A 24,267-nucleotide genomic window follows, 5' to 3' on the forward strand; every position below is an offset into this window, starting at 1 on the left:
GCGCTACCGCTGGGCGTCCATGGCGTCGGCGAGGCTCTTGGGACGCATGTCGGTCCAGGCCCGCTCGACGTGCTCCAGGCAGGCGGCGTGGGTGTCGGGTCCGTGGGCGACGGTCCAGCCGGCCGGGACGTCCGCGAACTGCGGCCAGAGCGAGTGCTGGTTCTCGTCGTTGACGAGGACGAGGAAGGTGCCGTCCTGGTCGTCGAAGGGGTTGGTCACGGGTCAGTCCTCCTGGTGGGAAAGGGTGGTGTCACGGGCGTCACCGGTGGTGTCGGCGATCCTGGCGGCCAGGATCGGGCCGATCTGGGCCAGCGAGCCCGCTTTGGTCATCTGGTCGTGCCGGGTGGTGATCTCGTGCGATTCGATCCGGCCCGCGATGTACGGGCGCCAGACCTCGGGCCCGGCGTCGTCGTCGCCCCGGTCGATGGTGGAGTTGAACAGCAGCAGGTCTCCGTCGTACCGGCCGGGGACGAAGTCGACCGCCAGCTTCGCGTTGTTGATCATGATCTGGACGATCACCTCGACCTGCCGCTCGTTCAGGCCGGCCAGCGCGCTGCCCCGCCGGTTCAGTACCTCGGCGACCTCGGCGTAGGTGATCTCCCGGTCGCCCAGTTCGTCCGGGTCCACGTCGAGCACACCGACGAGGACGTCCCGCACGCTGGGCACCGGCTCGTCCTCGAACCGCACGTCCTTCACCGGGTAGGCGTCGAGGATCGCCAGCAGCGCGGTCCGCTCGCCGCGCGCCTGCAGTTCGCAGGACAGCGCGTGGGCAATCAGCCCGCCGGCGGACCAGCCGAGCAGCAGGTACGGGCCCTCCGGCTGGATCTTCTGGACCTGGTCGGCGTAGTCGGCCGCCATCTCCTCGTAGGACCTCGGCAGCGGTTCGGGCCGGCCGAGGCCGCGCGCCTGGAGAGCGTAGACCGGGTGCTGCGGGCCGAGGTGGTTCAGCAGCCCGCTGTACGACCAGCTGATCCCGCCGCCGGGGTGGACGCAGAACAGCGGTGTGGCCGTCCCGGTCGAACGCAGTGGCAGCAGGACGTCCAGCGCGTCGGCCGGATCGTTCATGGCCAGGCGCTCGGTGAGCCCGGCCACGGTCGGCGCCTCGAACAGCATGCGCAGCCCCAGCTCCAGCCCGAGGGTCTCGCGGACCCGGGAGGCCAGCCGGGCGGCCAGCAGCGAGTGCCCGCCCAGGTCGAAGAAGCCGTCGTCGATGCTCACCTGCTCCCGGCCCAGGACCTCGGCGAACAGGCCGCACAGCAGCTGTTCCTGCGGCGTCCGGGGGCCGCGTCCGGCGTCCCGTGCCCCGTAGTCGGGGGCCGGCAGGGCGGCCCGGTCGAGCTTGCCGTTGGCGGTCAGCGGCAGCGCGTCCACGGTGACGAACGCCGCCGGCACCATGTAGTCGGGCAGTTCGCGCCGCAGCCGGCCGGCCAGCTCGGCCGTCTCGGGTGCGCCCTCGGGCGCGGGCACCAGGTAGGCGACCAGCCGTTTGTCCCCCGGCCGGTCCTCACGGGCGACCACGGCCGCCTGGGCGACGCCCGGGCAGCCGGCCAGGACCGCCTCGATCTCTCCGGGCTCGATCCGCAGACCGCGCAGCTTGACCTGGTGGTCGACGCGTCCGGCGAACTCCAGCGTCCCGTCGGGGAGCCACCAGGCAAGGTCGCCGGTGCGGTACATCCGGCTCCCGGCCGGCCCGTACGGGTCGGCGGTGAAGCGCTCCGCCGTCAGGCCGGGTCGGCCGAAGTAGCCGCGCGCCACGCCCGTCCCCGCGAGGTACAGCTCGCCGACCATGCCCGTCGGCACCGGCCGCAGCCGGTCGTCGAGCACGTAGGCGCGCATGTTCGCCATCGGCGCGCCGATCGGCACGCTCGAGGCGTTCTCGGGGAGCCCGTGCACCGGATGGCAGGCGGCCAGGGTGGTGGCCTCGGTGGGCCCGTAGCCGTTGACCACCTCGATGCCGGGGCACGCCGCGAGCACCCGTGCGGCGGCGGCCGGGGAGACCACGTCGCCGCCGGTCCACACCTCGCGTACCCCGGCGAGCAGGTCCGGTCGCTCCTCGGCGACCAGCCGGAACAGTCCGGCGGTCAGCCACAGTCCGGTCACCCCGTGGGTGGTGATCGTGTGCTGCAGGAGGTCGAGGTCGAGTTGCTCGGGCGGTGCGACCACGACCCGGCCGCCGTTGAGCAGCGGCACCCACAGCTCGTAGGTCGAGAGGTCGAAGGCCGTCGGGGAGTGCATCAGCACCCGCTCGTGTCCGCCGCCGCGCCACTCGGGGGTCAGCGCGAGACCCACCACGTCCCGGTGGGTGACGGCCACGCCCTTCGGCCGTCCGGTCGAGCCGGAGGTGTACATGATGTACGCCAACTGCTGCGGCTCGCAGCGGACTTCGACGTCGGACGGGTCGTCGGCCGCGGACTGCGCCAGTGCGGCGAGCACCTCCGGGGTGAGCACCAGGGCGGCTCCGCTCTCCCGCATGATCAGGTCGATCCGGGAGGAGGGGAAGCGCGAGTCCAGCGGCAGGTAGGCGCCGCCCGCCTTGATGACCGCCAGGATCGCCACGACCAGCTCGGCCGAGCGGTCCATCATGACCGCGACCGGCGTCTCCGGCCGTACGCCCTGGCGGATCAGCGCCGTCGCCAGGCGGTCGGCCCGCAGGTCGAGTTCCGCGTAGGTCAGTTCGGTGCCGCCCGCCACGACCGCGACCGCGTCCGGGGTGGCCCGCACCTGGCGGCCGAACAGCTCCGGCACCGAGGCCGACGGCAGCTCCGCGGCCGTGTCGTTGAACCCGTGCAGCAGCCGGTGGCGTTCCGCGTCCGACATGAGGTCGATCAGACCGATCGGCCGGTCCGGGTCGGCGGCCGCCGCGCGCAGCAGGCGGGCCCAGCGCTCGAAGAGCAGTTCCACGGTGGGCGCGTCGAAGAGGTCGGTGGCGTACTCCACCGCGCCGACCAGACCGCCGGCGCTGCCGTCCGGGCGGAACTGCTCGGCGAGGCTGAACGTCAGGTCGACCCGCGCGGTCCCGGTGGGCGCCTCCAGGTGGCCGGTCTCCAGCCCCGGCAGCGCGAACTCGCCGAGCGGGGCGTTCTGCAGGGCCAGCATGATCTGGAAGAGCGGGTGGTGGGCCAGTGAGCGCACCGGGTTGGCGATCTCGACCAGGTACTCGAACGGCACGTCCTGGTGGTCGTAGGCGGCCAGTGCCTTGTGCCGGACCCGGCCGAGCAGTTCGGCGAAGCCGGGATCGCCGCCGGTGTCGGTGCGCAGCACCAGGGTGTTGACGAAGAAGCCGACGAGGTCGTCGAGCGCCTGGTCGGTTCGGCCGGCGATGGGGCTGCCGATCGGGATGTCCGTACCGGCGCCGAGCCGGGTGAGCAGCGCGGCGAGTCCGGCCTGCAGCACCATGAACATGCTGGCGCCGCGTGCGGTGGCCAGCTCCCGCAGCGCCTGGTGCAGTTCGGGGTCCAGCCGGACCACGACCCGCTCGCCGCGCTGGGAGGCGACCGCCGGACGGGGCCGGTCGGCGGGCAGCTGGACCTGCTGCGGGATGCCCGCCAGCTCCTCCTTCCAGTAGGCCAGTTGCCGGGCGAAGAGGCTGTCCGGGTCGGCGGCGTCGCCGAGCAGGTCGCGCTGCCAGCCGGCGTAGTCGGCGTACTGCACCGGCAGCGGGGACCACTGCGGCTGCTCGCCCCGGCAGCGCGCCGCGTAGGCCGCGGCGAGGTCGGCGGACAGCGGTCCCATCGACCAGCCGTCGGCGGCGATGTGGTGCACCACGACCAGCAGCACGTGCCGGTCGGGGGCGAGCGCGAACAGCTCGGCCCGGATCGGCGGCTGCTCGGCCAGGTCGAAGCCGCGCCGGGCCGCGTCCGCGAGCTGCCCGGCCAGCCGGCTCTCGTCGAGCTCGACCACCGGCAGCGCCGGTTGCGCCTGCGCGGTGTCCAGCACGACCTGGTACGGGACGCCGCCCGTCTCGCGGAAGACCGTCCGCAGGCTCTCGTGCCGGGCGACCACGTCCGCGAGTGCGGCGTGCAGGGCCGACCGGTCGAGGTCGCCGGTCAGGCTCAGCGCGAGCGGCATGTTGTAGGTGGCGCTCGGACCGTCCATCCGGTGCAGGAACCACAGGCGGCGCTGGGCGAAGGACAGCTCCACGTGCTCCGGGCGCAGCCGGGCGATCAGCGCGGGCCGCGCCCTTCCGGAACCGTCCAGGCGGGCCGCCAGTCCCGCCACCGTCGGGGTTTCGAACAGGGTGCGGACCTCCAGTTCCGCGCCGAGGGTCGCCCGGACCCGGGAGGCCAGGCGCGTCGCCAGCAGCGAGTGACCGCCGAGGTCGAAGAAGCTGTCCTCGACCCCGACCTGCGCCAGCCCGAGCACCTCGGCGAACAGCTCGGCGAGGAGTTGCTCCTGCGGGGTGCGCGGAGCCCGCCCGCCTGCGGCCCGGCCGAGGTCGGGGGCGGGCAGTGCGCGGCGGTCGAGCTTGCCGCTGGCGGTCAGCGGCAGCATGTCCAGTGCCACGAACGCCGACGGGACCAGGTAGTCGGGCAGCCGCCCGCGCAGCCAGTCGCGGAGTTCGCCGAGGAGGGCTCCGGTGCCGCGGCCGCCGATGGGGCGGTTGGTCAGCGAGGACAACGCCCGGCCGGTGGCCCCGGCCGACCGGTACGGCTCGACCGGGGAGCCGTGGAGCGTCCGCGGGTCGGCGAGGACCACGTCCACCGCGTCGTCCGCGGTGGCCGACCAGGTGACGGCCACCACGCGGCCGAACTCCCGCCCGAGGGCGTGGAAGTCCTCCGGGTCGGGGAGGTCGCTCTCTTCCGGGGCGTGCAACCGCTCCAGCAATTGCGCGAGCGGCTCGTTCCCGTCCTGCACCGCGCGGGCCAGGGCTGCCTCCCGTACCACGCGCCGGTTCGGGACCCCGGTGATCCGCACCACCTCGGCGGGCGGCTGGGCGAGCAGCTCGCGCAGACCGGCCGGCCCGGTGACCTGCCGCCCCCACGCCAGCTCGACGGACCGGCTCGGGGGCTGCGGGGCGACCGGCGGTTTGTGCAGCGTCACCTCGTAGCGGTAGCGGGTCAGTTCGTTGTGGTGGTGGCCCCGCTTGACCTCCACGGTCACCGCGCCGATGTCCGTGCCGTGCTCGCGCAGGACGGTGAAGAAGTCCGGATCGACGAGGAGTTCCTTCTCCACCCTGACGGCCTGCTCCACCGCGCGGCGCACGGCCGCGCCGTCGGCGCCGTCGCCGACCCGGTGCAGTTGGACGGCAGTGGCCAGCGGGCGCAGCAGCCGCAGGTTGCGGACGTCGCCGATGAAGAGTGCGCCGCCAGGGGCGAGCAGGCGCATCAGCTTCGCGATCACGTCCGCGAGGTAGTCGGCGGAAGGGAAGTACTGCACCACCGAGTTGATCACGATGGTGTCGAACTCCCCGGTCGGCAGTCCGTCGGTGTCGTGCGCCGGACGGGTCTGCAGCACCACGCGTCCGGCCAGCCGCTCCTCCCCCGCCACCTGGGCGGCCAGGGCGTCGATCGCGGTGGCGGAGAAGTCGGTCGCCCAGTAGCTGTCGCACTGGGGTGCGATCTGCGAGAGCAGCAGGCCGGCGCCGACGCCGACCTCCAGTACCCGGCGCGGACGCAGGGCCAGGATGCGGGCCACGGTGGCGTCCCGCCACTCCCGCATCTGCTCCACGGGAATCGGGCTGGCGTCGTAACTGCTGTTCCAGCCGACGAAGTTGTCTCCGAAGGCCGCTTCGCCGGGGGCGATGGGCAGGGCGTCGTAGATGTCCTGCCACTCCTCCACGTGGTCCGCTTCCAGCCCGCTGTCCCGGGGCGTGTCCTGGCGCGGGACGACGTAGCCGACGAGCCGGTGGTCCTGGGCGAGGACGGCGGCCTGGGCGACGGCGGGGTGCTCGGCCAGGGCCGCCTCGACCTCGCCGGGCTCGACGCGGAAGCCGCGGACCTTCACCTGCTGGTCGGCTCGGCCGACGTACTGCAGTTGACCGTCGCCCAGCCGTCGTACCAGGTCGCCGGTGCGGTACATCCTCCCTCCCTGCCCGCTATCGGGCAGGAGGGGCCCATCGGACCCGAACGGACAGGCGACGAACCTGCTCGCGGTCAGGTCCGGCCGGTTCAGGTAGCCGCGGGCCAGGCCCGCGCCCGCGACGTACAGTTCCCCCGTCACGCCCTGCGGCACCGGCTGCAACCGGTCGTCCAGGACGTACACCCGGGTGTTGGCGATCGGTCGCCCGATCGGCGGCACGCCGGACCCCGGCGAGAGCGGGTCGCTCATGGTCGCGCACACCGTGGTCTCGGTCGGGCCGTACGCGTTGATCATCCGGCGCCCGGGCGCCCAGCGCTCCACCAGCTCCGGCGGGCACGCCTCACCCGCCACCACCAGCGTCGACACGGTCACCGCGCCGTCCGGCAGGGCGGCGAGTACGGACGGGGGGACCGTCACGTGGGTGATGTCGAGGCGCGGGTCGGTCAGCGCGGCGAGCGGATCGGCCGCGGGGGGCAGCACCAGCGTGGCGCCGCGCAGCAGGGCGGTGCAGATCTCCGACACCGAGGCGTCGAAGCTGGGCGAGGCGAACTGGAGCACCCTGCTGTCGGGTTCGACCGCGAAGCGCTCGATCTGTCCGGCGACCAGGCTCGCCACGCCGGCGTGGCTCACGACGACGCCCTTGGGGCGGCCGGTCGAGCCCGAGGTGTAGATCACGTAGGCCGGGTGCCGGACATCGAGCACGACCCGCGGATCGGTGTCCGGCAGACCGGAGGACTCCACCACCATGGCGACGTCGTCGACCACCACCGCCGGACGGGCATCCTCCACCATGAACGCGATCCGCGACCGCGGATACGACGGGTCCACCGGCAGGTACGCAGCTCCGGCCTTCAGCACACCCAGAACCGCCACCACCGACTCCACCGACCGCGGCAGAGCCACCGCCACCACCTGCTCCGGACCCACACCCCGAGCGATCAGCGCATGCGCGAAACGGTTCGCCCGCACATCGAGCTGACGATACGTCAACTCCGTCCCACCACAGACGAGCGCCACCGCGTCCGGCACCGCCGCCACCCGCGCCGCGAAGGCCTGCGGCACCGGGACGGCGCCCACGTCCGTGGTGGTCGCGTTGTCCCGCTCCAGCAGCCGGTGCCTCTCGTCGGCGTCGAGGATGTCGATCCCGCCGATCGGCCGCTCCGGGTCGGCGGTGACGGCCTTCAGCAGGAGCGTCCAGCGCCGGACCAGGGCGGCGATCGTCGAGCGGTCGAACAGGTCCGTGGCGTACTCGACCGTTCCGGCGATTCCGGCCGGGCTCCCGTCCGGACCGAACTGTTCGGCCATGCTCACGCCGAGGTCGAACTTGGCGGTTCCGGTCGCGACCGCGTAGGTGGCGACATCGAGGCCCGGCAGCGAGAACCGTCCCATCGGCGCGTTCTGCACAGCAAGGATGGTCTGGAACAGCGGGTGGTGGGACAGCGAGCGGGACGGGTTCAGCGCCTCCACCAGGTGCTCGAACGGCACGTCCTGGTGCGCGTACGCCGACAGGGCCGTCTCCCGTACCCGGCCCAGCAACTCGGCGAAACCCGGATCACCACTCGTGTCCGTGCGCAACACCAGAGTATTGACGAAGAACCCCACCAGATCGTCCAGCGCCTCGTCCGTACGCCCCGCGATCGGACTCCCGATCGCGATGTCCGTACCCGCACCCAACCGCGTGTACAAAGCCGCCAACGCCGCCTGCAGCACCATGAACAGACTCGTCCCGGTACTCCGCGCCAACTCCACCAGAGCCACGTGCAGTTCCCGGTCGAGCTCCAGGCCGACATGGTCCCCGTGCCGGCCGGCGACAGCCGGGCGGGGCCGGTCGGCGGGCAGCTGGAGCAGCTCCGGCAGGTCGGACAACTGGCGCTTCCAGTAGTCGAGCTGCTCGGCGAACCGGCTCCGCGGGTCGGCGGCGTCACCGAGCAGCTCGCGCTGCCACAGGGTGTAGTCGGCGTACTGCACCGGCAGGGCCGGCCTGTTCGCCGTCCGGCCCTCGCAGCGGGCCGCGTACGCCTCGGCCAGGTCGCGGGCCAGCGGGCCGGTGGACCAGCCGTCAGCGGCGATGTGGTGCATGACCAGCAGCAGCACGTGCTCGTCCGGCGCGACCGCGAACAGCTCGGCCCGCAGCGGCGGTTCCGTCGCCAGGTCGAACGGCTGCCGGGCGGTTCCGGCCAGCCGCTGCGGCAGTTCGTCCCGCGTCACCTCGGTCGGCCGGGCCCGGAGGCGGACCGCGGCCGGGTCCAGCACGCGCTGGCAGGGAACGCCGGCGATCTCCGGGAACACCGTCCGCAGGCTCTCGTGCCGGTCCACCACGTCGGCCAGCGCCTGGTCCAGCGCGGTCCGGTCGAGGTCGCCGGACAGCCGCAGCGCCAGCGGGATGTGGTAGGTCGCGGCGGCGGCGTCCATGCTGTGCAGGAACCAGAGCCGGCGCTGGGCGAACGACAGCGGAACCGCCTGGGGCCGCTCGTACGCGGTCAGCGCCGGACGGGCGCGGCCGGCTTCGGCCAGCGCCTCGGCCAGGCCGGCCACGGTGGGCGCTTGGAAGAGTGCGCGCAGGCCGACCTCCACGCCGAGCACCGAGCGCACCCTGGCGGCCAGCCGGGTGGCGAGCAGGGAGTGGCCTCCCAGGCCGAAGAAGTCGTCGTCGACCGAGACCCGCGGCACGTCGAGCACCTCGGCGAACAGCTCGGCGAGGATCTGCTCCTGCGGCGTGCGCGGCGCCCGACCGCTGCCCGCGGGAACGGCTTCGGGGGCGGGCAGCGCCGCCCGGTCCAGCTTCCCGTTCGGCGTCAACGGCAGCGCGTCCAGCACCATGAAGACGGCCGGCACCAGGTAGTCCGGCAGTCGCTCGCGCAGGTGCGCCGCCAGTTGCGCGGGACGGACGGCCTGGTCGGGGCGGGTCGCCACATAGCCGACGAGCCGGTCGTCCCTGGCCGCGACGGCGGCCTGCGCGACGGCGGGGTGCTCGGCCAGGGCCGCCTCGACCTCGCCGAGTTCGACGCGGAAGCCGCGGACCTTCACCTGCTGGTCGGCTCGGCCGACGTACTCCAGCTCCCCGTCGGCGCGCCTCCGCACCAGGTCGCCGGTGCGGTACATCCGCGTGCCGGCGAGGCCGTACGGGTCGGCGACGAAGCGCCCGGCGCTCAGCCCGGGCCGGTTCAGGTAACCGCGGGCCAGACCCGGCCCAGCGACGTACAACTCCCCTTCCACGCCCGGCGGTACGACGCACAGCCGCTCGTCCAGGACGTACGCCCGGAAGCCCGCGACCGGTCGCCCGATCGGCGGCACGCCGGACCCCGGCGAGAGCGGGTCGCTCATGGTCGCGCACACCGTGGTCTCGGTCGGGCCGTACGCGTTGATCATCCGGCGCCCGGGCGCCCATCGCTCCACCAGCTCCGGCGGGCACGCCTCACCCGCCACCACCAGGGTGGTCGCCGTGAGTTCGGCGCCGTCCAGCGCGGCCAGGGCCGAGGGCGGCAGCGTCACGTGGGTGACGGAGAGCCGGCGGTCTGTCAGGGCCTCCAGCGGGGCCTCGGCGGGGGCCAGGACGAGGGCGGCGCCGGTGAGCAGCGCGCCGCAGAGGTCCCAGAAGGACGCGTCGAAGCTGGGCGAGGCGAACTGGAGCACCCGGCTGCCCGGCGCCACGCCGAGCCGGTCGGCCTGCTCGGCGACCAGGCCCGACACGCCGGCGTGGCTCACGACGACGCCCTTGGGGCGGCCGGTCGAGCCCGAGGTGTAGATCACGTAGGCCGGGTGCCGGACATCGAGCACGACCTGCGGATCGGTCTCCGGCAGACCGGAGGACTCCACCACCATGGCGACGTCGTCGACCACCACCGCCGGACGCGCGTCCTCCACCATGAACGCGATCCGCGACCGCGGATACGACGGGTCCACCGGCAAGTACGCGGCTCCGGCCTTCAGCACACCCAGAACCGCCACCACCGACTCCACCGACCGCGGCAGAGCCACCGCCACCACCTGCTCCGGACCCACACCCCGAGCGATCAGCGCATGCGCGAAACGGTTCGCCCGCACATCGAGCTGACGATACGTCAACTCCGTCCCACCACAGACGAGCGCCACCGCGTCCGGCACCCCCGCCACCCGCGCCGCGAACAGCTCGGGCAGGCTCGCCCCGGCCGCTCCGTCCCCGACGGCGGGCAGCAGCTCGCCGCGTTCCTCGGCGGACAGCAGGTCGATCCCGCCGATCGGCCGGTCGGGTGCGGCGGCGACCGCGGTCAGCAGCCTGGTCCACCGGGCGGCCAGGGCCTCGACCGTCGAGCGGTCGAACAGGTCGGTGCTGTACTCGACCGCACCGCCGATTCCGGCCGGCGCGCCGTCGGGCCCGTACTCCTCCGCGAACCCGAAGGTCAGGTCGAGCCGCGCGGTCCCGGTGAGCACGGCGACCCCGGAGACCTGGAGTCCCGGCAGTTCGAAGTCGCCACCGGGCGCGTTCTGCACGACCAGACCGGTCTGGAACAGCGGGTGGTGGGACAGCGAGCGGGACGGGTTCAGCGCCTCCACCAGGTGCTCGAACGGCACGTCCTGGTGCGCGTACGCCGACAGGGCCGTCTCCCGTACCCGGCCCAGCAACTCGGCGAAACCCGGATCACCACTCGTGTCCGTGCGCAACACCAGAGTATTGACGAAGAACCCCACCAGATCGTCCAGCGCCTCGTCCGTACGCCCCGCGATCGGACTCCCGATCGCGATGTCCGTACCCGCACCCAACCGCGTGTACAAAGCCGCCAACGCCGCCTGCAGCACCATGAACAGACTTGTCCCGGTACTCCGCGCCAACTCCACCAGAGCCACGTGCAGTTCCCGGTCGAGCCGGAGTTCCAGCACGTCGCCGCGGTACGACATGGCGGCCGGGCGCGGCCGGTCGGCGGGCAGTCGCAGCTGCTCGGGCAACCCGGCCAGCGCCCGCGTCCAGTAGGCGACCTGGCGGCCGAACACGCTGTCGGCGTCCCGCTCGTCACCCAGGATCTCGTGCTGCCACAGGGTGTAGTCGCCGTATGTCACCGGGAGCGGTGGCCACGCGGGTGCCCCGCCGCCCTGCCGGGTGGTGTACGCGGCGGCCAGGTCACGAGCCAGCGGGCCCATGGACCAGCCGTCCCCGACGATGTGGTGCATGACCAGCAGCAGCACGTGCTCGTCCGGCGCGACCGCGAACAGCTCCGCCCGCAGCGGTACTTCCGAGGTCAGGTCGAAGCCGCGCACCGCCGCCTCGCGCAGCAGGGCGGGCAGCTCCGCCTCGCCGACCGGGCGCACGCGCAGCGGAACGGCGGCCTCGGCGGTGTCCAGCACCCGCTGGTGCGGGATTCCGGCGGTGTGCGGGAAGACCGTGCGCAGGGTCTCGTGTCGGGCCACCATGTCCACGAGCGCGGCGCTCAGTGCGTCCCGGTCGAGGTCGCCGGACAGCCGCAGCGCCAGCGGCAAGTGGTAGGTGGCGCTCGGCGCCCCGAACTGCTGGAGGAACCAGAGCCGGCGCTGGGCGAACGACAGCGGCATCGGTTCACGGCGGGGCCGTGGCACCAGGGCCTGCCGCGCGGTGCCGGCGTGATGCAGCGCGGCCGCCAGTCCGGCAGGCGTCGGTGTGCGGAACAGGGCGCGCAGCTCCAGTTCGACCCCGAGGGTCGCCCGGACCCGTGAGACCAGCCGGGTGGCGAGCAGCGAGTGCCCGCCCAGCTCGAAGAAATCCTCGTCGACACCGGCCCGGGCGAGGCCCAGCACCTCGGCGAACAGCTCGCAGAGGATCTGCTCCTGCGGCGTGCGCGGCGCCCGGCCGGCGACGGTCGTACCCGGCTCCGGCGCGGGCAGCGCCGCCCGGTCCAGCTTCCCGTTCGGCGTCAACGGCAGCGCGTCCAGCAGCACGAACGCGGACGGCACCATGTACTCCGGCACCCGATCGCGCAGGTACGCCGCGAGCGTCGCGGCGGTCGCCCCGGCCCCGTCCGAGGGGACGACGTACGCGACGATCCGGTCCTCCCGGGCGAGCACCGCGACCTGGGCGACGCCCGGGTGCGCGGTCAGCTCGGCCTCGACCTCGCCCGGCTCGATCCGGAATCCTCGGACCTTGACCTGGTGGTCGCTGCGGCCGGCGAACTCCAGCTCACCATCGTCGCGCCAGCGCACCAGGTCGCCGGTGCGGTACATCCGCGTGCCGGCGAGGCCGTACGGGTCGGCGACGAAGCGCCCGGCGCTCAGCCCGGGCCGGTTCAGGTAACCGCGGGCCAGACCCTCTCCGGCCAGGTACAGCTCGCCCAGCACGCCGGGGGCCACCGGTCGCAGTGCCGAATCCAGCACGTACGCCCGGCAGTTCGCGATCGGACGGCCGATCGGCACCGGCAGCGGGCAGTCGGCGGGGTCGGCCGGAAGCGCGTAGGCGGTGATCACATGGGTTTCGGCCGGCCCGTAGTGGTTGTGCAGCACCCGCCCCGGCCGGCCGGCCTGGAAGCGGCGCACGGCAGCGCCCAGCCTCATGGCCTCTCCGGCCTGCGCGACCAGCCGCAGGTGCGGCAGGTCGAGCCCGGCCTCCTCGGCGGCTTCGGCCAGCGCCTCGACCACCAGGTTCGGCGCGAACAGCTCCTCGACCCGGTGGCGGTCGAGCCAGTGGGCGAACAGTTCGGCGCTGCGGCGCTGTTCCTCGGTCGGCACCACCAGGGTCTTGCCGTACAGCAGCGCGGACAGCATCTCCTGCACCGAGACGTCGAAGCTGATCGCGGTGAACTGCGCGGTGCGCGTGCCGGGTTCGCCACCGACGGTCCGGTGGTGCCACGCCAGCAGGTTCAGCAGCCCGGCGGCGGGCATCACCACGGCCTTGGGCCGGCCGGTGGAACCGGAGGTGTAGATGGCGTAGGCGGGGTGCCGGGTGTCCACGGGAACGGCCGGATCGTGCTCCGGCAGTTCCCCGGCCGGTGTGACGGCAGCGAGGTCGTCGAGCACCACGGCCGGGCGGGCGTCCTGAAGCATGTGCGCGATGCGCGCGGCCGGGTAGTCCGGGTCGACGGGCAGGTACGCCGCGCCCGTCTTGAGCACCGCGAGCACGGCGACCACCAGCTCGGCCGAGCGCGGCAGCCGCAGGGCGACGATCTGCTCCGGGCCCACGCCGCGGGCGATGAGCGCGTGGGCCAGGCGATTGGCCCGGCGGTTCAGCTCGCGGTAGGTCAGCGCGATGTCCTCGAACAGCACCGCCGGGGCCTCGGGGGTCGCCCGGACCCGCGCCTCGAACAGCGCGGGCAGGGTGGCGTCAGGGACCGGGCGGGCGGTGTCGTTGCGAACGACCAGCAGCTCGTGCCGCTCCTCGGCGGTGAGGACGTCGATCCGGCTCAGCGGACGCTCCGGATCGGCGACCACCGCCGCCAGCAGCCGCAGCCACCGGGCGACCAGCGCCTCCACCGTGGCGGCATCGAACAGGTCGGTGCTGTACTCGACCCGTCCGACGATGCCCTCGGCCGGACCGCCCGTGCCGCCGCGCTCCAGCAGGTGGAAGCCCAGGTCGAACATGGCCGTCGGTGTCCGCACCAGGACGACCTCGGCGGCCAGACCGCTCAGCGCGAACTCGGTGCGGGGCACGTTCTGCAGCGCGAGCAGCACCTGGAACAGCGGCTGATGGGCCGGCGACCGGGACGGGTTGAGGGCCTCGACGACGTGCTCGAAGGGCAGGTCCTGGTGCGCGTACGCGCCGAGGGCGCCCTCCCGGACCCGGACCAGCAGTTCGGCGAAGGACGGGTCGCCACTGGTGTCGGTGCGGAGCACCAGGGTGTTGACGAAGAACCCGACCAGGTCGTCCAGCGCCTGGTCGGTCCGGCCGGCGATCAGGCTGCCGACCGGGATGTCGTCTCCCGCACCCAGCTTGTCCAGCAGCGATGCCAGGGCGGCTTGCAGCACCATGTACACGCTGGCGCCGTGCTCGCGGCCCAGCCGGACGAGCCCGGCGTGCAGTTCGGCGTCCAGTTCGATCGCCAGGTGGCCGCCGGAGTGGGAGGGGGTCGCGGGGCGGTGGCGGTCGGCGGGGAGCCGGATCTGCTCCGGCAGGTCGGACAGCTGCCGCTTCCAGTAGTCGAGTTGCTCGGCGAACCGGCTCCGCGGGTCGGCGGCGTCACCGAGCAGCTCGCGCTGCCACAGCGTGTAGTCGGCGTACTGCACCGGCAGGGGCGCCCACTGCGGCTCCTCGCCCCGGTGGCGCGCCGCGTAAGCGGTGGCCAGGTCAGCGGCCAGCGGGCCCAGCGACCAACCGTCACCGGCGATGTGGTGCATCACCAGGAGCAGCACGTGCTCGTCCGCCGAGACCTCGAACACCTCGGCGCGCAGCGGCGGTTCGGCCGCCAGATCGAATCCGCGCGCCGCGGCCGACGTCAGCAGTCGCGGCAGGGACGTCTCGTCGGCCGGGGTGACCGACAGCCCCGGGCGCGCCTGACCGGCGGCCAGCACCTGCTGGTGGGGCACGCCGTCAACGGCCGGGAAGACCGTCCGCAGGGTTTCGTGCCGGTCGACGAGGTCGCCCAGCGCGGCTTCCAGGGCCGCCGGGTCCAGCGGTCCCGAGAGCCGCCACGCGAGCGGCATGTTGTAGACCGATTCGGCGCCCTCCAACTGGCGCAGGAACCACAGCCGCCGCTGCGCGGACGACAGCGGGACCGTCCCGGGCCGCTCCGCCCGCCCCAGGGCGAGCCTGGCCCGGTCGGCGCCGCCCAGCCCGGCGGCCAGCCCGGCCACCGTCGGGGTGCGGAACAGGGCACGCAGCTCCAGTTCGACCCCGAGGGTCGCCCGGACCCGTGAGACCAGCCGGGTGGCGAGCAGCGAGTGCCCGCCGAGGTCGAAGAAGTCCTCGTCGACACCGACCCGCGGCAGGCCCAGCACCTCGGCGAACAGCCCCGCCAGCACCTGTTCCTGAGGAGTGTGCGGTGCCCGGCCGGCCCGCGACGCGGTGGACTCGGGCTCGGGCAGGGCGCGCCGGTCCAGTTTGCCGCTGGTGTTCAGCGGCAGGGTGTCGAGGGAGACGAACGCGGTCGGCACCATGTAGTCCGGCAGCCGCTCGCGCAGGTGCGCCCGCAGGTCCTCCGTCCGGGGCTCCGCCCCGGTGGCGGGCTGCAGGTAGGCGACCAGACGGGGGTCCTGCGGCCGATCCTGCCGGACGATCACGGCGGCCCGCGCGACGTGCGGGTGTTCGGCGAGCGCCGCCTCGATCTCACCGAGTTCGATCCGGAACCCGCGCACCTTGACCTGGTCGTCGGTACGGCCCAGGAACTCCAGGTTCCCCTCCGGGTTCCACCGCACCAGGTCGCCCGTGCGGTACATCCGCGACCCGTCCGGACCGAACGGGTCCGCCACGAACCGCCCCGCGGTCAGACCCGGCCGCCGCAGATACCCCCGCGCCAACCCCGCACCCGAGATGTACAGCTCACCCGCCACACCCGCGGGCACCAACCGCAACGCGGCATCGAGCACGTACAGCCGGGCACCGCCGAGCGGTCGGCCGATCACTTGCCGCGGGCTCGACTCCAGCGGTGCGAAGACCGAGTCCACCGTGCACTCGGTGGGGCCGTAGAAGTTCAGGGACGTCACCCCGTCGGCCGCTCGCAGCCGCTCCCACAACTGCTCCGGAACGGCCTCCCCGCCCAATCCGATGACCGAGGGGCGCCATCGCGGGTCGTCCAGCAGGCCGCGGTCGACGAGGACCTGAAGGTAGGAGGGAGTGCCGCCGACGGTGTCCAGTCCCGCGCGTACGGCGTACTCGAGGTAAGCGTCCGGGTCGGACCAGGTCGCCTCGTCCAGGACGTGCAGCTCGTGCCCCGCGAAGAGGGCGAGGAACTGGTCGCAGGAGGCGTCGAACGACACGGACGTGGTCAACCCGACCCGCATCCGCTCCCCTGTCCGGAAGACCAGCGCACACTGGTTGGCGAACAGGTTGGCCAGGCCGCCGTGCGTGGCCACGACACCCTTGGGCCTGCCGGTGGAACCGGAGGTGTGGATCACGTACACCGGGTGGCGAGGATCGACGGCCACCCGCGGGTCGACCGCCGGACAAGCCTCCACCGAAGCAGCCGTCGCAGGATCGTCGAGCACCAGCCGGTCGGCTCCGCCCTCCGGCAGCCGCCCCCCGCTGCGCACATCGGTCACCACCAGCACCGGACACGCGTCGTCCAGCAGATAGGCGACCCGGGCCGCCGGATACCCCGGGTCCACCGGCACGTACGCCGCCCCCGACTTCAACACCGCCAGGATCGCCACCACCAACTCGGCCGACCTCGGCAGCGCCACCGCCACCAACCGCTCCGGCCCCGCACCCCGCGCGATCAACGCGTGCGCCAACCGGTTCGCCCGCGCATCCAACTCCGCGTACGTCAGCGACGCTTCCGGACCCACCACCGCGAGGGCGTCGGGAACCCTGCGCACGTGGTCCCGGAACAACTCCGGCAGGCTTCCGGCCGGAACCCGCGCCGCCGGCCCGCTGCCGAGGGCGTCAAGCCGGCGGTGCTCCTCGTCGGTGAGCAGGTCGATCCGGCTGGGCCGCTGCCCCGGGTCGGCGACCGCGGCGCGGAGCAACCGCTCCCACCGCCCGATCACCGCCTCGACGGCGGCCGGATCGTACAGGTCGAGGGCGTACTCGACGGCCCCGTCGATCCCCTCCGGAGAGCCGTCCTCCGCGTACCGCTCGGACATGGTGAAGATCAGGTCGAGCTTGGCGGTGGTCGACGTGGGCGGCATCTCGCCGACCCGCAGCCCGGCCGGCGCGAAGTCGGCCCGGGGTGCGTTCTGCAGCACCAGCATGACCTGGAACAGCGGGTGGTGCGCCAGCGACCGGGACGGATTCAGGACCTCGACCAGGTACTCGAACGGAAGGTCCTGGTGGGCGTACCCGGCCAGCGCGGTGTCCCGGACCCGGTCCAGCAGCTCGGCGAACGTCGGATCGCCCGAGGTGTCGGTACGGAACACCAGGGTGTTGACGAAGTAGCCGACCAGCTCGTCCTGCGCCTGGTCGGTCCGACCGGCGACCGGGCTGCCGACCGGGATGTCGTCTCCCGCGCCGAGCTTGCTCAGCAACGCCGCCAGCCCTGCCTGGAGCACCATGAACAGACTGGTCCCGTGCGCGCGGGCGAGCTCGCGCAGACCGCGGTGCAGCTCGGCGTCCAGCCCGGCGCGCACGGAACCGCCACGGTGCGAGGCGACCGGCGGACGGGGCCGGGTGGTGGGCAGCTGGACCCGTTCCGGCAGACCGGCCAGCGCCCTCGTCCAGTACTCCGCCTGGCCGGCGAACAAGCTGTCCGGATCGGCTGAGTCGCCGAGCAGTTCGTGCTGCCACAGGGTGTAGTCGGCGTACTGGACCGGCAGTTCCTCCCACTGCGGCTCCTCGCCGCGGCGGCGCGCCGCGTAGGCGGCGGTCAGGTCCCGCGCGAGCGGGCCCAGCGACCAGCCGTCACCCGCGATGTGGTGGAGCACCACCTGGAAGACGTGCTCGTCCGGCGCCAGTTCGAACAGCTCGCCCCGCAGCGGCACGTCGACCGCCAGGTCGAACAGGCGGTCCTTCGCTTCCGCCATGGCGGCCGGCAGCCCGGCCTCGGTGGTCCGGTGCACAGGCAGTCGCGGGCGGGCTGCCTCGATGTCCAGCACCCGCTGGTACGGCACGCCGTCCACCGCCGGGAAGACGGTGCGCAGGCTCTCGTGCCGGGCCACCACGTCCGCGACGGCGGACGCCAGGGCCGGTCGGTCCAGGTCCCCGGACAGCCGCCAGGCCAGGGAGATGTGGTAGTTCGCGCCGGCTCCCTCCAACTGGTGCAGGAACCACAGCCGCCGCTGCGCGAACGACAGCGGGACCACCGCGGGGCGCTCGCGCCGGGCCAGGGCGACCTGCGCCGGCCCGGCCGCCACCAGGGCGGCGGCCAGACCCTCCGGTGTCGGCGCCTCGAACAGGGTGCGCAGCGGCATTTCCACGCCGAGCGTCGCGCGGATGCGGGCGGCCAGCCGGGTGGCCAGCAGCGAATGCCCGCCCAGGTCGAAGAACCCGTCCTCGACGCCGGCCGACGCCACCCCCAGGACCTCCGCGAACAGCTCGCAGAGGATCTGCTCCTGCGAGGTGCGCGGCGCGCGGGATGTGGCCGCCGGGGCGAGGTCGGGGGCAGGCAGGGCCCGGTGGTCCAGCTTGCCGTTGACGGTCAGCGGCAGCGCGTCCAGCACGACGAACGCCGACGGCACCATGTACTCCGGCAACCGCTCGCGCAGGTACTCCCGCAGGTCCGCGGACCTCGGTGCGGCGCCCGCGGCCGGCACCAGGTACGCGGTCAGCCGGGTGTCGTCGGCGCGGTCCTGCCGGGCCAGGACGGCGACCTGGGCGATGCCGGGGTACCCGGCCAGCGCCGCCTCGACCTCGCCGAGCTCGATCCGGAAGCCGCGCACCTTGACCTGCTGGTCCGCCCTGCCGACGTAGCGCAGGCTGCCGTCAGCCGCGCGGCGCACCACGTCGCCGCTGCGGTACATGCGCGACCCCGGCGCTCCGAACGGGTCCGCCACGAACCGGCCGGCGGTCAGGCCGGGCCGGTTGAGGTAGCCGCGCGCCAGCCCCGCTCCCGCGACGTACAGCTCACCCGGCACGCCCGGGGCGACCGGCCGCAGGCCGCTGTCGAGCACGTACGCGCGCAGGTCCGGGAGGGCCGCACCGACCTGGCCGGCGGTGGTGCCGGACCGGTCGAGCGCCGCGTACGTGACGTGCACCGTGGTCTCGGTGATGCCGTACATGTTGACCAGCCGCGGCGCGTCCTCCGGGTGCCTGCGGTACCAGCCCTCCAGTCGGGCGTGTTCCAACGCCTCTCCGCCGAACACTACTGTTCGCAGGGCGAGCCGGCTGCCGGTCTCCGGAGCCTCCGCGTCCGCTTCCATCAGCTGGTAGAAGGCGGACGGTGTCTGGTTGAGCACCGTCACCCGCTCGCGGGCGAGCAGTTCCAGGAACCGGCCGGGCGAGCGGCTGGTCTCGTGGTCCACGACCACCAGGCGGCCGCCGTGCAGCAGCGGGCCCCACAGCTCCCACACCGAGAAGTCGAAGGCGTAGGAGTGGAAGAGGGTCCACACGTCCTCGGCGGAGAAGTCGAACAGCTCCCGGGTAGTGCCGAACAGGCGCACCACGTTGCGGTGCGGGACCACCACGCCCTTGGGGTTGCCGGTGGAACCGGAGGTGTGGATGACGTAGGCGGCGTGGCTCGGGTCGACGGGGACCCCGAGGTCCGTGTCCGGCAGCCCGTCCAGGTCCGCGGCGTCCAGCAGCAGCCGGTCCACGTGGTCCGCCCCCGGAAGCTCTCCGATCCGGCTGGTCGTCACGAGCAGCGCAGGTCGGGTGTCCTGGAGCAGGTAGGCGATCCGGGCGGCCGGGTACTGGGGGTCGACCGGTACGTACGCGGCGCCGGCCTTGAGCACCGCGAGCACCGCGACGACCAACTCCGCCGAGCGCGGCAGGGCCAGGGCCACCAACTGCTCCGGCCCCACCCCCCGGTCGGCCAGGGCATGCGCGAGCTGGTTGGCGCGGGCGTTCAACCGGCCGTACGTGAGCGTGGCTTCGCCGTCCGTGAGGGCGATCGCGGCCGGGTTCGCCCGGACCTGCCGCTCGAACAGCGCGGGCAGGCCGGACTCCGGCCGCTCATCGCCCTGGTCGGTGCCGGCCGGCAGCAGCGCCCGGAGCTCGTCGGCGGACAGCACGTCCACCTGTCCGATCCGTCGGCCGGGGGCGGCGACGACGGCGCGCAGCAGCCGCAGCCACCGCTCGACGATCCCGCTGACGGTGGCCGCGTCGAACAGGTCGGTGCTGTACTCCACCACGCCCGACAGCCCGTCCTCGCCGGGCTGTTCGGCCAGGACGAAGGTCAGGTCGCATTTGGCCGTCCCGGTGGGGACCAGGTCGGTCGCCACCCGCAGCCGCGGCAGGTCGAAGGTGCCGGACGGCGCGTTCTGCAGCGTGAGCATGGTCTGGAACAGCGGGTGGTGCGCCAGTGTCCGGGTCGGGTTCAGCGCCTCCACGAGGTGCTCGAACGGCACGTCCTGGTGCGCGTACCCGGCCAGCGCGTCGGAGCGCACCCGGCCCAGCAGTTCGGTGAACGACGGGTCGCCGGACAGGTCGGTGCGCAGCACCAGGGTGTTGACGAAGAAGCCGACCAGGTCGTCCAGTGCCTCGTCGGTGCGTCCCGCGACCGGGGTACCGATCGGAACGTCGGTGCCGGCTCCGAGCTTGCCCAGCAGAGCGGCCAGGCCGGCCTGGAGCGCCATGAAGAGGCTGGCTCCGTCGTCACGGGCGAGCTCGCGCAGGCCCCGGTGCAGCTCGGCGTCGATCCGCATCGGCAGGTGGGCGCCCTGGTAGGACATCGCCGCCGGCCGGGGTCGGTCGAAGGGCAGCTCGACCTGCTCGGGCAGGTCCGCCAACTGTTCGCGCCAGTAGGCGAGTTGGTCGTTGAGCAGGCTGTCCGGGTCGGCGCCGTCGCCCAGCAGCTCCTGCTGCCAGAGAGCGTAGTCGGCGTACTGGACTGGCAGTTCCTCCCACTGCGGCGTCGCACCCTCGCTCCGGGCAGCGTAGGCGGTCGTCAGGTGCCGCGCGAGAGGTCCGGTCGACCAGCCGTCGCCGGCGATGTGGTGCACCACCAGCAGCAGCACGTGCTCGTCCGTGCCGAGCCGGAACAGTTCGGCACGCAGCGGCGGCTCCTCGGAGAGCTCGAAGCCGTACCGCGCGGCCTCCGCCAGCCGGTCCGGCAGGTCGTGCTCGCCGACCTCGGTCACCCGCAGCCGCGGCCGTGCGGCGTCGAGGTCGAGCACCCGTTGGTTCGGCACGCCGTCGACCACCGGGAACACGGTGCGCAGGCTCTCGTGCCGCTCGACCACGTCGGCCAGTGCGGCTTCCAGGGCACACTGGTCCAGGCTTCCGGACAGCCGCAGGGTCAGCGGGATGTTGTAGGTGGCGCTCGGCCCCTCCAGCCGGTGCAGGAACCACAGCCTCCGCTGCGCGAAGGACAGCGGGACCGTCCCCGGCCGCTCGCGCCGCCCCAGCGCCGGGCGCGCCCGGCCCGCGACGTCCACCGCGGCCGCCAGTTCCGCCACCGTCGGCGCGTCGAACAGGTCGCGCAGCCTCAGCTCCACACCGAGCACGGACCGGGCCCGGGCGACCAGCCGGGTGGCGAGCAGGGAGTGCCCGCCGAGGTCGAAGAAGCTGTCGTCCGGCCCGGCCTCGGCGACCCCCAGCACCTCGGCGAACAACCCGCAGAGCAGGTGCTCGACCGCGGTGCGCGGTGCGCGGCCCGATGCGACGGGCTGCTGTCCGGGCGCCGGGAGAGCGCGCCGGTCGAGCTTGCCGTTCGGGGTCAGGGGCAGCTCGTCCAGCACCACGAACGCCGACGGCACCATGTACGCGGGCAGCCGCTCCCGCAGCCGGGCCCGCAGCGCCTCCGCTCGGACGGTCTGCCCCGCGGCGGGGAGGACGTAGGCGACCAACCGGGCTTCCTCGTCCGTGCGTACCGTGACGACGGCCCGCGCGACGTGCGGGTGTTCGGCGAGCGCCGCCTCGATCTCGCCGGGTTCGATCCGGAACCCGCGCACCTTGACCTGGTCGTCGGTACGGCCCAGGAACTCCAGGTTCCCCTCCGGGTTCCACCGCACCAGGTCGCCCGTGCGGTACATCCGCGACCCGTCCGGACCGAACGGGTCCGCCACGAACCGCCCCGCGGTCAGACCCGGCCGCCGCAGATACCCCCGCGCCAACCCCGCACCCGAGATGTACAGCTCACCCGCCACACCCGCGGGCACCAACCGCAACGCGGCATCGAGCACGTACAGCCGGGCGTTGGTGACGGGTCGGCCGATCACCGGGCGCGGACTCGCGGCCACGGCCGCGGCCACCGAGTTGACGGTGCATTCGGAGGGTCCGTAGAAGTTGAGGCAGGAGCCCCCGCCGGCGGCCCGCAGCCACTCCCACAACTGCTCGGGAACGGCCTCCCCGCCCGCCGCGACCAGTGCGGGACGGCGCAGCGGATCGTCCAACAGCCCGTGGGCAAGGAGGACTTGAAGATAGGAAGGAGTGGCCTCCACATAGTCCAGCCCTCGGCGCGCCGCGTAGTCGACCAGGGCTTCCGGGTCGGTCCAGGTCGCGTGGTCCAGGACGTGCAGCTCGTGACCCGCGAAGAGGGCGAGGAGCTGGTTCCAGGAGGCGTCGAACGACACCGAGGTGGTCAGCGCCACCCGCAGCCGCTGCCGGTCCTCCAGCAGCGGTGCGAACCGCACCAGCCGCTGGTCGGTGAGCAGGTTGAGCAGGCCGCCGTGGGTGGCCACCACGCCCTTGGGCCTGCCGGTGGAACCGGAGGTGTGGATCACGTACACCGGGTGGCGAGGATCGACGGCCACCCGCGGGTCGACCGCCGGACAACCCGCCACCCAAGCAGCCGTCGCAGGATCGTCGAGCACCAGCCGATCGGCCCCGCCCTCCGGCAGCCGCCCCCTGGTACCCGCGTCGGTCACCACCACAACCGGCCGGGCATCCTCCAGCAGATACGCCACCCGGGCCGCCGGATACTCCGGGTCCACCGGCACGTACGCCGCCCCCGACTTCAACACCGCCAGGATCGCCACCACCAACTCGGCCGACCTCGGCAGCGCCACCGCCACCAACCGCTCCGGCCCCGCACCCCGCGCGATCAACGCGTGCGCCAACCGGTTCGCCCGCGCATCCAACTCCGCGTACGTCAACGACACATCACCGCACACCAACGCGACCAGGTCCGCAGCCGCCGTGACGCGCTCGCGGAACATCTCCGGCAGGCTCACGGCCGGAACCCGCGCCGCCGGCCCGGTCCCCAGCGCCGCCAGCGCACCGTGCTCCCCCGCGGTGAGCAGATCGATCCTGCCGACCGCCTCGTCCGGGTCACAGTCCGCGACGGCGTCGAGCAGGGCGAGCAGCCGTTGCTGGTGCGCGGCGAGGTCGTCGTCGCCGTACGCCTGCGGCGCGCCGTGCAGCCTGAGCAGCGGGGGATTTCCGTCGCGGTAGTCGAAGACCCAGACGGCCAGGTCGGTGGTCGATCCCGACACGAAGTGGTGAACTGACGCGGGGTGCCCGGCAAAGCTCGGCCTGGCGTTGAAGGCCATGATGTTGACGATCAGCGGGAACGCCGTGCCGATGCTGCCGGGCGCGCCGAGGTCGCGCAGCAGGTCCTCGCTGCGGTAGCGCTCGTGCGCGACGGCCGAGTCGACCTCCCGCGCCGCCTGGGCGACGAGTTCACCCCACGGCATGTCCGGTCGCACGGTCAGCCGCAGGGGGACCACGTTGGACATGGTGCCGGGCACGGACAACAGGTCGCGGTCGGAGCCCCGACGGGCGGTGACGGGGAGGGCGAGCACCACGTCCTGGGCGCCGCTGAGACGGTGGGCGTAGAGCGCGGTCGCCGCGACCACCATCCGGGACCAGCGGACACCGGCCCGGGCCGCCGCCGCCCGCAGCGCCTCGGGGCGGCGCAGTTCCCGCTCCCCGGCCAGGCGCAGGGCCTGGTGCGGGTCCGTCGCGGAGGTGCCGGTGAGCCGGGTCGGGGCGGGCAGATCGGCGAACCGCCCAGTCCAGTAGGAGCGGTCGGCGGTGAAGTCGGCGGACGAGCGGTAGGCGGTGTCGCTTTCCACCAGGTCCCGCAGCGAGCCGAACGGGCAGGGCGGCACGGCGGCGCCCTCGGCAAGTGCCGAGTAGACCTCGCCGACCCGCTGCCGGACCATGGAGCTGCTGATCGCGTCCAGCACCAGGTGGTGGTAGTTCAGGTACCAGAGGAACTCGGTCGGCGACAGCCGGATCAGGGCATGGCCGAACAGCGGATCCCGGGCGAGGTCCAGCGGACGGGCCAGGTCGCGCTCCATCCATTCCATGGCCGCCGCCCGCGGGTCCGGCTCCGCACCGAGGTCGAGGTGGGTGGGCGTCCAGTCCCAGGTGGCGCGCAGGATCTGGTGCGGGCCGTCACCGTCGTCGACGAAGGTCACGTGCAGGGCGTCGACCTCGTCGACCACCCCGCGCAGCGCGGCGTCGAACAGCTCCGGATCGACCGGCCCGTGGATCTCCAGGCACTCGCCGACGCGGTAGCCCGGGATCGGCGTCCGGGAGCTCTGTTCGGCGAGCCAGATCTCCCGCTGCGCCGCGGTCAGGGGAAGGGCGTCTTGGTCGCGACGGGACATGGGGGTACCTCCAGAAGTGTGGGCGGGCATGCGCGCAGGCGTGCCGGGCCGCGCCGGTCGCGGTGGCGT

Annotated in this window: 2 protein-coding genes; both read right to left on the reverse strand. The window is 73.5% G+C overall.

Translation table 11 applies throughout. The features are described from left to right. Positions 1 to 3: 3 nt before the first annotated feature. The gene (locus OG370_RS02600) at positions 4 to 219 is read right to left on the reverse strand and encodes an MbtH family protein (protein ID WP_328460124.1); all 216 of its coding nucleotides are present in this window, start codon (positions 217 to 219) and stop codon (positions 4 to 6) included. A gap of 3 nt (positions 220 to 222) precedes the next feature. Continuing rightward, positions 223 to 24,198, reverse strand: coding sequence for a non-ribosomal peptide synthase/polyketide synthase (locus OG370_RS02605; protein WP_328460126.1), 23,976 nt, complete (start codon positions 24,196 to 24,198; stop codon positions 223 to 225). Between the last annotated feature and the right edge of the window lie 69 nt (positions 24,199 to 24,267).

The sequence above is a fragment of the Streptomyces sp. NBC_00448 genome, assembly GCF_036014115.1.
Lineage (GTDB): Bacteria > Actinomycetota > Actinomycetes > Streptomycetales > Streptomycetaceae > Actinacidiphila.